14 protein-coding genes are annotated in these 15,519 nt (G+C 64.8%); 8 read left to right on the forward strand and 6 right to left on the reverse strand.

Annotated features, from left to right (window positions below):
• Positions 1-272: 272 nt before the first annotated feature.
• Genes AC1POX_RS21170 through folE form a run of 3 tightly spaced genes read right to left on the reverse strand, consistent with a single transcriptional unit; the run spans position 273 to position 3,052 of the window.
• The gene (locus tag AC1POX_RS21170) at positions 273-974 is read right to left on the reverse strand and encodes a DUF4194 domain-containing protein (protein ID WP_008574660.1); all 702 of its coding nucleotides are present in this window, start codon (positions 972-974) and stop codon (positions 273-275) included.
• Positions 961-2,430, reverse strand: coding sequence for a DUF3375 domain-containing protein (locus tag AC1POX_RS21175; RefSeq protein ID WP_372356574.1), 1,470 nt, complete (start codon positions 2,428-2,430; stop codon positions 961-963). Before AC1POX_RS21175 ends, AC1POX_RS21170 begins: the two co-directional genes overlap by 14 nt.
• Before the next feature lie 19 nt (positions 2,431-2,449).
• Complete coding sequence (gene folE, locus AC1POX_RS21180) at positions 2,450-3,052, reverse strand: GTP cyclohydrolase I FolE (RefSeq protein ID WP_008574657.1); 603 nt, start codon at positions 3,050-3,052, stop codon at positions 2,450-2,452.
• A gap of 130 nt (positions 3,053-3,182) precedes the next feature.
• On the opposite strand from folE, the gene AC1POX_RS21185 reads away from it, so the two are divergent.
• The 5 genes from AC1POX_RS21185 to AC1POX_RS21205 all read left to right on the forward strand — a co-directional run bounded on the left by AC1POX_RS21185 (position 3,183) and on the right by AC1POX_RS21205 (position 8,634).
• Positions 3,183-3,635, forward strand: coding sequence for a MarR family winged helix-turn-helix transcriptional regulator (locus tag AC1POX_RS21185; RefSeq protein ID WP_008574655.1), 453 nt, complete (start codon positions 3,183-3,185; stop codon positions 3,633-3,635).
• Positions 3,636-3,723: 88 nt separating this feature from the next.
• Positions 3,724-3,942: a DUF1656 domain-containing protein gene (locus tag AC1POX_RS21190; RefSeq protein WP_008574653.1), complete on the forward strand. Its 219-nt coding sequence runs from the start codon at positions 3,724-3,726 to the stop codon at positions 3,940-3,942.
• Positions 3,939-4,862 carry an efflux RND transporter periplasmic adaptor subunit gene (locus tag AC1POX_RS21195; protein ID WP_218556448.1) on the forward strand — a complete coding sequence of 308 codons (924 nt, stop codon included), beginning with the start codon at positions 3,939-3,941 and terminating at the stop codon, positions 4,860-4,862. The genes AC1POX_RS21190 and AC1POX_RS21195 overlap by 4 nt, the downstream gene beginning before the upstream one ends.
• Positions 4,859-6,319, forward strand: coding sequence for an efflux transporter outer membrane subunit (locus AC1POX_RS21200; RefSeq protein WP_372356575.1), 1,461 nt, complete (start codon positions 4,859-4,861; stop codon positions 6,317-6,319). The genes AC1POX_RS21195 and AC1POX_RS21200 overlap by 4 nt, the downstream gene beginning before the upstream one ends.
• Positions 6,316-8,634, forward strand: a complete 2,319-nt coding sequence (locus tag AC1POX_RS21205) for an FUSC family protein (RefSeq protein WP_372356576.1) — start codon at positions 6,316-6,318, stop codon at positions 8,632-8,634. The genes AC1POX_RS21200 and AC1POX_RS21205 overlap by 4 nt, the downstream gene beginning before the upstream one ends.
• Positions 8,635-8,909: 275 nt before the next feature.
• On the opposite strand, the gene AC1POX_RS21210 is transcribed toward AC1POX_RS21205, so the two are convergent.
• Together AC1POX_RS21210 and AC1POX_RS21215 are read right to left on the reverse strand one after the other, a co-directional pair.
• A complete protein-coding gene (locus tag AC1POX_RS21210; RefSeq protein WP_372356577.1) occupies positions 8,910-10,271 on the reverse strand; it encodes an MFS transporter in 1,362 nt (453 codons plus the stop codon).
• A 113-nt stretch (positions 10,272-10,384) separates the two neighbouring features.
• Positions 10,385-10,936 carry a YdeI/OmpD-associated family protein gene (locus tag AC1POX_RS21215; protein ID WP_011349151.1) on the reverse strand — a complete coding sequence of 184 codons (552 nt, stop codon included), beginning with the start codon at positions 10,934-10,936 and terminating at the stop codon, positions 10,385-10,387.
• A 147-nt stretch (positions 10,937-11,083) separates the two neighbouring features.
• Between AC1POX_RS21215 and AC1POX_RS21220 the strand changes: the two genes are divergently transcribed.
• The 3 genes from AC1POX_RS21220 (at position 11,084) to AC1POX_RS21230 (ending at position 14,868) form a co-directional block, all read left to right on the forward strand.
• The gene (locus AC1POX_RS21220; protein ID WP_372356578.1) at positions 11,084-11,524 is read left to right on the forward strand and encodes a lysozyme inhibitor LprI family protein; all 441 of its coding nucleotides are present in this window, start codon (positions 11,084-11,086) and stop codon (positions 11,522-11,524) included.
• A 34-nt stretch (positions 11,525-11,558) separates the two neighbouring features.
• A complete protein-coding gene (locus tag AC1POX_RS21225; protein ID WP_218497385.1) occupies positions 11,559-13,406 on the forward strand; it encodes a peptidoglycan-binding domain-containing protein in 1,848 nt (615 codons plus the stop codon).
• A 196-nt stretch (positions 13,407-13,602) separates the two neighbouring features.
• A complete protein-coding gene (locus AC1POX_RS21230) occupies positions 13,603-14,868 on the forward strand; it encodes a phospholipase D-like domain-containing protein (RefSeq protein WP_008577180.1) in 1,266 nt (421 codons plus the stop codon).
• 24 nt (positions 14,869-14,892) lie between these two features.
• Here AC1POX_RS21230 and AC1POX_RS21235 read toward each other — a convergent pair whose 3' ends face one another.
• Positions 14,893-15,405, reverse strand: coding sequence for a CcdC protein domain-containing protein (locus tag AC1POX_RS21235; protein ID WP_372183868.1), 513 nt, complete (start codon positions 15,403-15,405; stop codon positions 14,893-14,895).
• Between the last annotated feature and the right edge of the window lie 114 nt (positions 15,406-15,519).

A 15,519-nucleotide genomic window follows, 5' to 3' on the forward strand; every position in this document is an offset into this window, starting at 1 on the left:
GCTCACTCATCAAAACGGGACGACGTGGAACGCGAAAAACCGGATGACGCATGGTGCCGCGCTGCTGTGTGGTGTGTTGCTGCGGCGCTGTTGCTGGTGATGCTGCGATTCCTATAACTGCCGTCGCAGTAGATGCAACACATACGACATGCTCCCAAGCACCACGCCACAACGTGCCCTCATCCGCCCTGCGGGCAGCTTCTTCCCGATGAAGGAGGACAATGTCCCGAAGCGAGAACGGAAGCCGGCGCGCCGGCGCGGGAGAAGGAAAATTACTCAGCAGCTACATCCCCTTCCCGCAAACCGCGATACGCGACCACCAAGGCCTGCACATCCTCTGCCGAGAACAACAGCTTCAGCACCGGCGAGACTTCATAGCGCTCCTCGCTGCCGCGCAAGCGCGACAGCAACTGGTTGTCGCGCATCTTGCCGATGGCCGTCATCACCCGCCGCGCGAAGCCCGCCCGATCGGTGGACACGTTCTTCTCGTAGACCGACAACGCCTCCACCAACTGCGCTTCGTCCACCACCGCACGCTCGCCGCGCGTATCGGCCTCGGCCAGTTGCTGGCGCAGGAACAGCAGCAACACCGACTCGATGAACGTCAGCGGCGCGCTGCGCAGCAAGGTGGGCGATTCGAGCTCGGCGGTGTCGGCCTGGCGGGTGAAGGCCACCCCGCCCTCGCGGTCGAGCACCAGCTCCAGAAACAGCTCGCACAGCACCTGGCGGATCGCCACCTCGTTGCGCAACAACGCCGGCCACAGCGCGCCGTGCCGTTGCGCATCGATGCTGGGCCCTGCCAGCAACTGGCACAGCGCACGCCGCGCGTCGAACGGCAGCGTGCCGGTGTCGCCTAAAAACAGCTCGCCGCGCGGCTCGGCACTGGAGGCTTGCGTCATCGGCATGCGGTCGTCGATGGCCGACACCGCGGTGCTCTCGTCGGCGTCCGGGCCGGCGTCCTCAGACCAGTTCATTGCGTTTCTCCCGGGTAAACCACACCAAGGGAATGCGCGCGCGCCGCACGGCGCCGTCGCTGCCTTCCCATTGCACCGTTTCCATCTGTCCTTCGATCACCATGCCGTGGCGCGTGCCCAGCGACAGGTATCCGATCACGCTGCCCAGGCCCTGCACGGCCGGGCGTTGTTGCAAGGCGTCGCCGATGGTCAGCCGCGGGCGTTGGCCGAGCAGTTCATGCAGGTCGTTGCGCAGGCTGCGCACATCGATCTCCGATTGCGCGACCAGATCGCCCACGCTGTCCAGCGAGATCTCGGCCGCGTCGGCGGCCTGCACGCGTCCATCGACCTGGGTGAGCCGTGGATCGTGCAGCCGCCATTGCGACAGCGAGCGCAGGCGGCTGCTGCTGAGTGCCTGCGTATAGCCGGTGGCGGTGGTGGCGTGGAGGCTGTCGCGCAATTGCAAGGCTTCGCCCTGCGCCTGCTTGAGCAATTGATTGAGCCGGCGCTGTTCCAGATACCCACGGCTTTGCACGAACCCGCGCAGGCTGCGCGCGAAATGCTGCATCACCGTGTGCACCTCGCCGCCGCGCTCCAGCAGCGTGCCGGTCAGCCCGCGCAAGAAGGCGCGTTCGCGGCGATCGAGCTTGCGGGCAAACCCACGGGCAAGCAGCGCATCCAGCGCCTGGTCGAGCTGGCTGCTTTGCTGGGTGTCGTTGAGCAGACTCCAGAACGCCTCGAAGGTGCGCCCGGCTTCGCTGTCTGCAATCACATCCACGCCGTTGAACAATTGTTCGAGCACGTCGCCGCGCGCGCCTTCGTCGTCGATGATGCGCTCGCGGAATTGGCGGTTGAGCTGCTCGAAGTCGTCGCGCACGCGGTGGAAATCCTCGGCCAGCTCGTCAGAGAGATGGATCAGGTCGCGCGCGCGTTCCAGCGCGCGTTTGCCGTCCAGCGCCGCCACGCGGCCGGAGGCCACGCGTTCGATTTCGGCATCGATGCGCGCACGTTCATCGCGCAGCGCGGCCAGCCGGAGCTCTGGATCGGCCTCGGTCTGTCCGGCCAGCTGCACCAGTTGCTGGATCACCAGCGACAGGCGGCTTTCGGTGGCGCTGTTGCTGCTTTCGCGCAGGCCGGCGATGAAGCGGATGGCCTGGGTCGCGGCACGCGAGAGTTCGTATTCTTCTTCGGCTGCGCCTTCAGGCAGGCGGCGTTCCAGCCAGCCCTGTGCCAACCAATGCGCCAGATATGCCTGTGCGGTGCGCGGCAGTTCGCGCGAAAGCTCGTCGGCGCGCAAGGCGTCGAGCTGGCGCTGCAAACGTTCGTGCAACACGGCCGAAGGCAGGCGGCGTTCGCCATCCATCAGCACCGTCTGCAGCAGGCCGATCAGCTCGGGTGCGTGGTCGGCGGCGAGCAGTTTCCATACCGGCTGCTCGCGCAGTTGCCGATAACCGGCGATACGTGCCTGGTGCTTCATGGGCGCTGCCGCGACTGCCTCAACGCTTGCCGCCCACTTCGATGAACTGCAGGAATTCGGCGCGGGTGCGCGCATCTTCGCGGAAGGTGCCCAGCATCTTGGAGGTCACCATGCTGACGCCGCGCTTGTGGATGCCGCGGGTGGTCATGCACTCGTGCGCGCCTTCCACCACCACGCCCACGCCAAGCGGCTGCAGCACGTCCTGGATGCATTGGGCGATCTGCGCGGTCATCTTTTCCTGCACCTGGAAGCGGCGCGCGTAGCTTTCCACCACGCGGGCCAGCTTGCTGATGCCGACGACCTTGCCACGCGGCAGATAGCCCACGTGCACCTTGCCGATGATCGGCGCCATGTGGTGCTCGCAATGGCTTTCGTAGGAAATGTCGCGCAGCACGATCAACTCGTCGTAGCCGGCCACTTCCTCGAAGGTGCGTTCCAGGTATTCGCGCGGTTCTTCGCGATAGCCGCTGAACCAGTCGCCGTAGGCTTCAGCCACCCGGCGCGGGGTGTCCAGCAGGCCCTCGCGCGTGGGATCTTCGCCCGCCCAGCGCAACAGGGTGCGCACGGCCTCTTCGGCCTGGGTCTGGGTGACGGAGGAATCGGGCTGGTTGGACTGGCTCATGCGCAGGTGCACCCAAAGGGGGCGTGCATGGTACCCGAGGACGGCCCGGCCGCCCCAGTGGCGGTTGCGCCAGCTTGCAAATGTTCAGTGACTATTGATTCATTTATGAATTGATAGCATCCTATCTATTATGAAACCTGCTCTTTCTCCACGCGCCCAGCTCAGTTCCGGTCTGCTGGTGGCTGCCCGTCAGTGGCAACGCTTGGCCGATCAGGCGTTTGCCGAGTTCGACCTGTCCAGCGCCTGCACCGGACCATTGCTGATGATCGGGCGCTCCGGCGGCGGCATCCGCCAGGTGGCGCTGGCCCAGCAACTGGGCATGGAAGGCCCCTCGTTGGTGCGTTTGCTGGACAAGTTGGCCGCGCAGGGCCTGCTGCGCCGCGAGGCCGACAGCAGCGACCGCCGCGCCAACCAGCTGTGGCTCACCGATGCAGGCCAGGCACTGGTCGGCCAGATCGAGATCCGCCTGGATGCACTGCGTGCGCAGGTGTTGGGCGCACTCAGCGACGCCGACGTGCAGGTGGTGCTGACCTTGTGGGAGCAGATCGCGCAGGCGCATGCGCGGCTGAGCCAGGCCGACTGAGTCGGCTGTCGGCGTCGCGCGCGACGCCCGTTGTGCCCTTTCCGATGCCCCGGCGCGCTGCGCCGGGCGCTGTGGTTCTTTTTCCAGGATGTGCCCGATGTACGGCGAATTCAGTCTCTACGGTGTGTTCGTACCCACCTTGCTGGCGTTGATGACGCTGGCCTACCTGCTCAACAGCAGCATCGCCGCGCTGCTGACCCGCGCTGGCGCCTACCGCTACATCTGGCACCCGGCGCTGTTCAACCTGGCGTTGTACATCGCACTGCTGGGCGGCCTGTTCTTCCTTACCCGTTGGATGCAATCGTGAAAAAGCTGCTCAAGACCGCGGGGCCGGCACTGCTGACCCTGGCGATGGTGGTGCTGGCCGCGTGGGTGTTGCAGCACCTGTGGCGTTATTACATGCAGGCGCCGTGGACGCGCGATGCGCACGTGGGCGCCGATGTGGTGCAGGTGGCGCCGGACGTCTCCGGGTTGGTGGAATCGGTCGCCGTGGCCGACAACCAACCGGTGACGCGCGGGCAATTGCTGTTCGTGGTGGACCGCGCGCGCTATGCGATCGCGCTGGAACAGGCGCGCGCCGCGCTGGCCGAACGCCAGGCTACGCTGACCCAGTTGCGCCGCGAGATCGCGCGCGACCGCAGCCTGCAGGATCTGGTCGCCGCCGAAGATGCCGAAGTGCGCCGCTCCAACGTACAGAAGGCGCAGGCCGCAGTGGCCACCGCGCAATCGGCGGTGGATCTGGCCCAGCTCAACCTGGACCGCACCCAGGTGCGCAGCCCGGCTAACGGTCGCGTCAGCGACCGCACCGTGCGGGTGGGCGACTACGTCAACGCCGGGCGTCCGGTGGTGGCGGTGCTGGACACCGGCTCGTTCCGCGTCGATGGCTACTTCGAAGAAACCCGCCTGCAGGGCGTGCACCCCGGCCAGCGCGTGGACGTGCAGCTGATGGGCGAGCCGGTCACGTTGCAGGGGCATGTGCAGAGCATCGCCGCCGGGATCGAAGACCGCTACCGTAGCGGCAGCGCCGGCGCATTGCCCAATGTCACCCCGGCATTCGACTGGGTCCGGCTGGCGCAACGCATCCCGGTGCGCATCGTGCTGGATCGCGTGCCTGCGCATGTGCAGTTGATCGCAGGGCGCACTGCCACGGTGAGCATTCTGCCCGACACAGCGCACCCAACCCCGGCGACCGCGCCTGCCCATGTGCAGGCCAAGGCGGCGCCATGAACCGCGCGATGTTGCGTCCGCTGGGAGTGGCCGCACTGCTGAGCATGCTCAGTGCCTGCAGCACGGTCGGCCCGAACTACGCGGTGCCTGCGGAGTCGGCCTACCAGCGCCCGGCCGCCAATGCCGCGTTCCTGGACACCGGCAACGCGCAGGTGCAGCCCGGTGCCGCGCTGCCGGCGCGCTGGTGGGCGCTGTATCAGGACTCGATGCTGGATGGCCTGATCGAGCAGGCCCTGCGCGACAACGTCGAATTGAAGGTGGCCGGTGCCAACCTGCGCCGCGCTGCCGCGGTGTACGAACAGGCCATGGATGCCGGCGGGTTCGATTACGACGTGGAAGCCGGTGTCAGCCGCGCGCAAGTCTCGGCCGAAGCATTTTTGCAGGAAGAAAAGCTGCCGGTATTCAACCTGGCCGATGGCAAGTTCGGCGTGTCGTACCAGTTCGATCTGTTCGGCAAGCTGCAACGCGGCGCCGAAGCCGCGCACGCCGACACCCAGGTGGCGCAGGCGGCGATCGATCTGGCGCGCGTCAGCGTGGCCGCGCAGGTGGCCGGCAGCTATGTGGAGATTTGCCACGCCAACCATGAGCTGCAGGTGGCCGCGCATTCGCTGCACTTGCAGCAACACAGCCGCCAGATCACCCAGCGCCTGATCGCGGCCGGTCGCGGCACGCCGCCCGATCTGGCGCGCGCCACCGCACAAGTGGCGATGCTGGAAGCGGCGCTGCCGCCGTTGCGCGCACGCCGCCAGGCCGCCGGTTACCAATTGGCCGCGCTGCTCGGCAAGACGCCCGGCGAGTTGCCGCCCGGCGTGGACAGCTGCGCGCACGCGCCTGCAGTGCAACAGCCGATCCCGATCGGCGATGGCCGCGCGCTGCTGGCGCGACGGCCGGATGTGCGCCAGGCCGAGCGCCGGCTCGCCGCCGCCACCGCGCGCATCGGCGTGGCCACTGCCGCGTTGTATCCGGACATCCGCCTGGGCGGTTCGATCGGCGCCACCGGCCTGCTGGCGGATTTCGGCGAGCCGGCCACACACGCATGGTCGTTGGGCCCGCTGATTTCCTGGACGCTGCCCTCCAGCGGTGCGCGTGCGCGGGTGCGCGCCACCGAAGCCGGCGCCGATGCGGCGCTGGCGCAGTTCGACAACACCGTGCTGCAGGCCTTGCGCGAGGTGCAGACCAGCTTGTCGCGCTATGCGCAGGACCTGGACCGCCTGCATCTGCTGGAACAGGCGCAGCAACAGGCCGAGCTGGCGTCGGCGCAAAACCGGCGCCTGTATCAGGGCGGACGCACGCCGTACCTGTCCAGCCTGGACGCCGAGCGCACCCTGGCCAGCGCCGAGATGACCCTGGCCAACGCACAGGCGCAGGTGTCGCAGGACCAGATCCAGCTGTTTCTGGCGCTGGGCGGCGGTTGGGATGCCGACGCCGGGCGCAACACCACCACGGCTGCACGATGAGCCCGTTGTTGCGCGATCGCCAGGCCTGGCTGTTTTCGGCCAAGACCTTTGCCGCCTCGATCGCGGCGCTGTATGTCGCACTGGCCGGCAATCTGTCGCGACCGTACTGGGCCATGGCCACGGTCTACATCGTCTCGCAACCGCTGCTCGGCCCCACCCGTGCCAAGGGCGTGTACCGCGTGCTCGGCACCTTGCTGGCCGGCGTGGCCACCTTGGTGATGCTGCCGAATCTGGTGGAAACGCCGTTGCTGCTGAGCGCGGCGATGGCACTGTGGCTCTCGGCCTGCCTGTTCCTGGCGCTGCTCAATCGCGGCCCGCGCGGCTATGCATTCCTGCTGGCCGGCTACACCACCGCCTTCATCGGCTTTCCGGCGGTCACCTCGCCGGAAGGCATCTTCGACACCGTGGTGGCCCGCAGCGAAGAGATCATCCTGGGCACGGTGATGGCGGTGCTGTTCGCGTCGCTGTTGTTCCCGGCCTCGGTCAAGCCGATGCTCACCGCGCGGATCGGCAACTGGATGCAGGACGCCGCGCAGTGGTGCCGCCAGGTGCTGCAGCGCGGCCCGTCGCAGGCGCCGCGCAATCGGCTGGCGGCCGATCTGGTGCAGTTCGAGGCCCTGATCGCCTTCGTGCGCCATGACGACCCACGCCATGCCGGCGCCGCGCCTGCGCTGGAACAGTTGCGCGCACGCATGCTGATGCTGTTGCCGGTGCTGTCGTCGATTGCCGACTGCCTGGACGCCTTGCAGCGCGACGACGCCGCGCACGGGCCGGAGTTGGCGACATTGCTGGAGGCTGTTGCTGCGTGGGTGGATCATGTCGCCGACACCGGCAGTGCCGATGCCGATGCCGATGCCGCCCGACAGGCTGATGCACTGCGTGCGCGCATCGAGGCACTGCGCCCGGTGGTGGATCAGGACATCGATCACCTGCTGCTGGACAGTGTGCTGCTGCGCCTGAAGGAGCTGCTCGACCTGTGGCAGGACTGCCGCGCGTTGCAGCAGGCGCTGGTGCAGGGCACCGAGCCCGTTGCGCTGCGTGTGCCGCCGGCGCCGGCACCTGCTGCATCCATGCAAGCCGACCCTGCAGCGCGTGATGCCGCGGCGCGTTCCGCAGGGCCCGGGGCGTTGCTGCAGCGCCTGGGCTTCTCGCGCCGTCGCGCGGCGCAGCCGGCCGTGCCCACGCAGGACGACGCGGCGCCGCGCGATGGCGCGCTGCGCTCGTCAACGCGTGCGGCAGCGTGGCGGCCATCGGGCCATCCCTCTGCAGAGATTGCTGACACTCCGGTTGCGGCACACGCCACGCGCCACATCGATTTGGGCATGGCCGCATTTTCCGCGCTGAGCGCCGGCTTTGCGCTGATGGCGTACTGCGTGTTGTGGATCGGCATCGGCTGGGAAGGCGGCGGCAACGGCGCGATGATGGCCGCAGTGACTGCTGCGTTTTTCGCCGCGCAGGACGACCCCGCGCCGAGCATGCTGTCGTTCCTGACCTGGGCGGTGGTGGCCAGCGTGGTTGCCGGCATCTATCAGTTCGGCATCTTCCCGGCCATCCACGATTTCCCGATGCTGGTGGTGGTGCTGGCGGCGGTCTTCCTGCCATTGGGCGCACTGCTGCATCGCCCCAGGAGCATGCTGATCGCCTTGCCGCTGGTGGTGAACCTCACCGCGCTGCTGAGCCTGCAGAACACCTACAGCGCCAACCTGCAGAGCTTCGTCAACGCGGCGGTGGCGATGGTGCTGGGGATCGGGTTTGCGGTGGTGCTGACGCGTCTGTTTCGTTCGGTCGGTGCCGAATGGAGCGCGCGCCGACTGGTGCGCCAGGGCTGGCGCACGCTGGCCGATGCCGCCGACGGACATGGCGCGCAGGATCGCCAGCACTTTGCCGCACGCATGCTGGATCTGCTTGGTCTGCTTGCGCCACGGCTGGCGTTGACGCCGGAAGGTAGCGACCTGGCCTCGGTGGATATGCTCAACGAAGTGCGCGTAGGCTTGAACATCCTGCAGCTGCGCCGCGCACGGCATGGCTTGCCGGCGTCCAGTCGCGATGCGGTGGACGCGATGTTGGGCGACGTGGCTGCGCACTACCGGCGGCAGGTTGCACGGAAGCGTCCGTTGCCGGGTCCTGACTCTTTGCGTGATCGTCTGGATATGTCGCTGACGCGCGTGGGCAAGGTGCCGGCAGGCGCGCAGCGTGATGAAGCGTTGTTGGGATTGATTGGTTTGCGTTACAGCGTGTTTGCTAAGACAACAGCGCAGCATCAGGACGGCGCAGAACAGCAGCCCGCGTTAGCCCCTCTCCCGCCAGGACGATAAGGCACTGCTTGCGCTCCACTGGCGCGCATGTCTTGCAGCGGCCGCGCTGCTAGTGCAGGCCGGGACGCGGAGCGGGGGTTGAGCTGAGGGTTTGGCTACCAATGCACGACCGCAGCATCGAAGCTTCACCTTGGCTGCGCGTGGCGACGCGTTTACCACGCTCGGTATGCCAATCACCTGAGGCGCCCCTCATCCGCCCTTCGGGCACCTTCTCCCCCATGAAGGGGGACAATGTCCCGCAGGGAGAAGGGAAGGGCTCTGCCCGCGCGCGCGCATCACCGCTTGCGCTGATGCATCGCCGCTTCGTCGTCCAGCCAGTTGCTGCCCTTGTTGGTCAGGAAGAACATGTAGACCACCAACGACACCGCAATCACCGCCGTCGCATAGATCACGAACTCGGTCACGTGGTTGGTCTTCAGCGAGGCCTGATACAGCAACGGCGCGGTTCCGCCGAAGGCCGAATTGGCCAGCGCGTAGCCAAGACCGACACCCAGCGCGCGCACGTGGGTGGGGAATAATTCCGCCTTCACCACGGCATTGATCGAGGTGTAGCCGGTCAGGATCACAAAGCCCACGGTGAGGATTGCGAACGCGGTCAACCAGTCGGTCTGCTTGGGCAGTTCCATCACCAGGAACCAGGTGTAGAGCACGCCGCCGATGCCGAAGAACACCAGCAAGGTCTTGCGCCCGACGATGTCCGACAACCAGCCGCCCACCGGCTGCATCAGCATCAGCACGGTCAGCGCCACCAGATTGATGATGGTGCCGGCCATCACGTCGCCACCGGCGAACGCGGTCTGGATCATCTTCGGCCCGGTGACCGAATAGGTGTAGAACGCGATCGTGCCGCCGGCGGTGATCAAAAAGCACAACAGCAGCGGACGCCACTGATTGACGAACAATTCGCGCATCGAGCCGGAGGCCTTGGCCTTGCCGGTACGCGAATCGGCGATGGATTCGGAGCTCAGCGACTCATCCATCGTGCGGCGCAGCCAGAACACCACCAACGCGCCGATGCCGCCCAGCCCGAACGCCACGCGCCAGCCCCATTCGGAGACCTGCGACGCATCGAAGAAATGCAACATGATCAGCAAGGTGGTCTGTGCCAGTACGTGCCCGCCCACCAGCGTCACGTAATGGAACGACGACAGGAAGCCGCGCCGGCCGGGAATCGCCGCTTCGGACATGTACGTGGCGCTGGTGCCGTATTCGCCGCCGGTCGCAAAGCCCTGCAGCAGGCGCGCCACCAGCAAGATGATCGGCGCAGCAATGCCGATCGTGGCCACCGTGGGCGTGATCGCAATCACGAACGAGCACAGCGCCATCACCGATACCGAAATGGTCAACGCCAGGCGGCGGCCATAACGGTCGGCGAAGCGGCCGAAATACCACGCGCCGATCGGGCGCATCAGGAACGTCATCGCAAAGATCGCCCACACGAACATGGTGGCGTTCTTGTCTTCCTTGGAAAAGAACTGCGACTCGAAGTAGGTGGCGAACACCGAATAGACGTAGACGTCGTACCACTCGACGAGGTTGCCGGCCGAGCCCTTGAGCGTGTTGGACACCGAGCGGCGAAGGCTGCCGGCAGCTTTGCCAGAACCGGCAGCGATCGGAGACGATGGGGGTGCGCTCATGCGGTCAGAACCTCTTCGGTGGGACAGCCCCGGAGTATAGGTGCGCGCTTGTGTGACGCATGTAAGCATTTTGGCTTATAGATGGCGGCAACTCGCACACCGGACCGCCTGCTTCAGCCCGCTTTTGGCGTGGGTGCCGCCAGCGCGTGGCTGTACTTGCCGGAGCGATCGAAACAGCACGCACGCCGCTTGCCCGAGGCCAGCATGGCGCATGCGGTGGCGATGCGCTTGCCCCGCGTTTGGGCCTTCTTGCCGGACACCACCCAGAAGATCCAATCGCGCCGCGCCACGGCGGTGATGTCGTCCCAGGTCGCACGCGCGGCCGGATGCGCGGCCAGCGCTGCATGCAGATCGTCCGGCACCAGCGGCTCGGGCTCTTCGGCCACGGGCGTCAGCGCGAGCGCCACCGTCTGTCCAGCGCACACACCGGCTGCCTGCTGCAGGGCGCGTTCGATCGTCAGCCAATGCCCGCCCCGCCCGTCCGGCTGCAGCGTCGCCTGCAGTGGGTGCCCGGCCACCGTCCCGGTGACGCTCACCATGCTGCGCGTGGGCAGTCTGTAGCTTGCTGCCATGGGCAGTACCAGAAACAGCCAGGACGCACCGGCAGGCATTGCCGGTTCCAGCAACGTTGCCTTGCAGTGGATGATGGCGCTAGCTTGCGTCATGTCGCCTTGCTTTAACCGGCTATCCAATCGCCTATGAATATGTCACTGGCCTTCATGCCATGCACCTAGTCTCTAAGATATCTTACGCATGAGCCCGCAAGGCTTTCATTTTACTATTCCGAAAATTCTTTCAAAGAGGAATACGTCGTGCAAGAACGCAACTCCAGAAGTCGCCTACTGTTGACGACAACACTATTGGTCAGTTCAATGACCTGTGCCCACGCCGCGGACCAGCGAAATACCACTTTTAATTCCTCAAATGGTTTTTCCGCAACATATGTGACGTGTCAAAAACAGGCACGCGGTGCGGTAGAACGTGCTGCGTGTGTGTCCCAGGAAGAGACGCTTCAGGACAGACGCTTGAACAAAGCGTACAAACTGCTTTTGAGTTCTCTAAAGGCTGATGTGCGTACCAAACTAGTGGAGGCGCAACGCGCATGGCTGCAGTCCAGAACCAAAGACGGCAATTTGGAGGCCGCGATTTATGGGGATAGCCAAGCGGAAAACATTGAATCCGCAGAGGCTGCCATGCTGAGGCTGACCGCACGGGCTGATCAACTCGAGAAGTATGCCGCACTAATCAACTGATTCAACGTTAAAAACCGTTAAGAAAGGAACTCTTATGCCTACCAATATCGATACGCGCGATCTCGAAACCGTCTCTGGCGCCGTTTACTTTTCCGTCGGACGCGGAACCGAGGGCGGTGCCGCCTCTTATCATTTGGCAATTGCGGGAATTACTGTCGGCACGTCAGAGCCTCGCTGGGGTGAGGTCAATCGCGTCGCACAGAATAGCGGCTATAGCCTTGGTACGATTCAAGTCGACTTCGGCCAACGTGGCACGTGGCCGCTAGGTTCGATTGAGAACCGTGCGCTGCAACCGGGTGAGCAAACCTACGTTGATGGCGTTATCCAGCAGGCCGCAGCATACGCCAAGGAGCACAAACTTCCCTTCGCGGAAGATCATGCGGATTTACGCCGCGATCTATTGAGTCATGGAAACGGTTTGAACGGTCGGCCCACACTCAATTTTATTGATGTCGGTACGCGCGACAGCATCAACGCGTGGGCTAGCTCTACAGAAGGCAAGCAGTGGATCCACAGCAATATCGATTATCCGCAGGTCAGGAATGCCACGCAGACGGCAATGGGAATTCTAGACGCGCATGGCACTAACATCGCAGAAGATCGCCGGTTTGAAGCAATTAGCCTGCTCGCAAAGACAGCGAATCAAATGCCTAGCCAATTAGTAAAACTTGAAAAGGTTCTCAAGGAAGGTGGAGATTACGATCAGTTGTTAGCCAAGGCAGATCAGATTCGTTCGACTCACACATATTATGATGGCCCTAAGGCTGCGAATGTTGCCCAGAGTTATGAGGATGCATATCCTCAGAATCAGGCTGCGCTGGATCGAGCCCATTTGAAAGTCAGTGGCAGAAACTTCGACCCTTCCTCTGAGCGTACTGATCCCGATGTCCAGAAAGCGCTGGAACTGGTTAACGCATCACCGGGCCGGCAGGCCGCGCAGAGCCATATCCTCAAAGAGGGTTCCAGCGGCCGTGAAGTACGCAAACTCGAATCCAATCTTAGCGCGCTGGGGTATGGCGACTCAGACGGCCATGCGTTACAGATAGACCAAAAGTTTAATGCGTCGACCAAGCAGGCGGTCGAGGCATTCCAGTGGGCCAATGGACTGACGCCTGTTGATGGAAAGGCAGGCCCAGCGACGCTAGATGCCATTGGTCGGCAAGCACGCGGCCTACAATCCGATCTGATCGAGCTTGGTTTTACCGGCGCGGACAGTAAGCCCCTGCGTGTGGATGGCTATTTGGGGAGTGGCACACGTCAAGCGGTCAGCGCCTTCCAGGAAGCCAATGGATTACCGGTCACTGGCATTGCAGATCGTGGAACGCTAGACAGCTTGGCAAGGCAAACAGCAGAGCAGATCCAAACCAATGACCCTGAGCAGGCACCTGGTACGTACCGAGGACATAGGCATACCGGGACTATGGAGGCGCCCTCACCGCGCAGCGATGAGGTGCTCGCCAGACCGGCAAACACTCCTCCACTGCTTTCGAGCCCAAATCATAGTCATCATTCCTTCTTCCACCAGATGCTGGAAAAGGTGCATGCAGCCGAATCGCAACGTGGCATTTGCTCAGGCCTGCACAGTGAGCGCCTTGCCGGAGTACTCTCAGTGGAAGGGATCCGCAGCGGACTAACGTCGGTAGACCGCGTCGAGCTGAATAGCGACGGCTCCCTAGCACGTGCAGTGCAGATCAGCACCTCTCGCGACGAGGCGGCATTGAATCGCTGCACTTCACCGGTGAATACGGGGCAAGCGGTGAACCAAACGCTACAGGAGAGCAGTGAGCAAGCGCAGCAAGTAGTGGCTATGGAGCGCTCGCGCGCGATGGAGCAATCGCAACAGCAGAATCAAACTCGGGGATCTGCCAGCATGGTGGCCTGACATCCTTGCCCGCCCCGGCACAGAACTGTGCTGAGGGGCGGGATGATGTCCAAAGACTGTTCGCCAGGGGAGATGGCGCACAGTGGGGCATGAGCCGCCGCCCTGTCGCCTCGCCCCTTCACAAACCCCATGCCACCGGCCTTGCCAAAATGCCGGCCGCTTGCGCCCGCAATGGCGGGACATCGGAGTGGGATGCATGACATGGATCATCGTGGCCGCCGTGGCGGTCACCTTGCTGGTGGGGCTGCTGCTGCTCAACTTCGCCACGCCGGAGAAAAAGCTCGAGCACATCCCCAAACACCTGTACGACGTTGCCGATCCGCAATTCAAACGCGAGATGTCGGTGTTGCTGGGGCCGGCCATCCTGCCGGGCAACAGGATCGACGTGCTCAATAACGGCCGCGAGATCTTTCCGGCCATGCTGGAGGCCATCCGCAGCGCGCAGCACACCATCACGTTCGAAACCTATATCTATTGGTCGGGCGAGATCGGCCGCGAGTTCAGCGACGCCTTGTCCGAGCGCGCGCGTGCCGGGGTGGATGTGCGGGTCACCATCGACTGGGGTGGCAGCCTGAAGATGGACCATGCACTGGTGGACACCATGACCGAGGCCGGCGTGGAGGTGCATCGCTACCGCCCGCTGGCCTGGTACAACCTGCATCGCATCAACAACCGCACCCACCGCAAGTTGCTGGTGATCGATGGCCGCATCGGCTTCACCGGTGGGGTCGGCGTGGCCGACCAATGGATGGGCGACGCGCAGGACCCGGACCATTGGCGCGACACCCACTACCGCATCGAGGGCCCGGTGGTGGCGCAGGTGCAGACCGCCTTCAACGACAACTGGATCAAGACCACCGGCCGTGTGGTCAACGGCGCGCAGTATTACCCGGCGCTGGAGGCTGCCGGCGACAGCGATGCGCAGTTGTTCGTGGCCTCGCCGGCCGGCGGCAGCGAAAGCATGCACCTGATGTACCTGATCGCCATCGCCGCCGCACGCAGCAGCATCGACCTGGCTGCGGCGTATTTCGTACCCGATGCCTTGATCACCCGCTCGCTGCTCGAAGCACGTACGCGCGGCGTGCGCATCCGGGTGCTGCTGCCCGGCAAGCATATCGATGCCGTCTCGGTGCGGCTGGCCTCCAAGGCCAGCTGGGAGCCGCTGCTGCAGGCCGGCATTGAGATCCACGAATACCAGCCGACCATGCTGCATACCAAGCTGCTGATCATCGACGGCCTGTTGGTGTCGGTGGGCTCCACCAATTTCGACATCCGCTCGTTCCGCCTCAACGACGAGGCCAGCCTGAATGTCTACGACCGCACGCTGGCCGCACGCATGACCGAGGTATTCGAACGCGATCTGCAACGTGCCGAGCAGTATTCGCTGGAGCGCTGGCGCGCGCGGCCGTTGCGGCAGAGGCTTGGCGAGAAACTGGTGTTCCCGTTCCGCTCGCAGGTGTGAGCGCGCAGGGCCAATCGCGGCGGGTCAGCGTGCCGCCTGCAGGCGCAGCTGGCGCAGCCGCCACCACAACCCGCCCACGTGCACCAGCGAATACAGCACCAGTGCCGCGGCAATCCCCAGGGTCAGCGGGCTGGCCTGCGAACCGGCCGCCGCCGCACCGGCAGTGAACGCGCCATCGGCCCAGCGCCAGGCCAGGCGCCCCAGCAACACCAGCGTCAAACCGCCGCCGATCCAGGGATTGGGCGTGTACCAGCCTTGGCCATCCACCCATCCGGCATGCGTGTAGCGCAGCGACAGCGCACCCAGGCCGATGCCGACCAGCGCGCCTGCGGCAATGCCGAACCGCACCTGCGGCAAGCCGTACACCGCGAACGCCAGTGCTGCCACCGCGATCAGCAGCACCGCGCTGCGCACCGCCGTGGCCACCGGCTTCCATTGCTGGCGCCCGAAGCTGCGCCGGATGCGCCGGTAGTAGAGGTAGCCGATGGCGGCCATCGAGAGATACGGCGTCAGGGGTGCGATGGCAGCGGCAGGCATGGCGAGTCCTTTGCGAATGAGTGAAGCGACCCGCGCAGAATGAAACCAGCCATGGGCACGAACAAGGTGCCAAGTGTCACTTTCTGCAGGCGGCAGCACTGCCGGTCGCTGCCG

Source organism: Xanthomonas sp. NCPPB 3442, assembly GCF_056725145.1.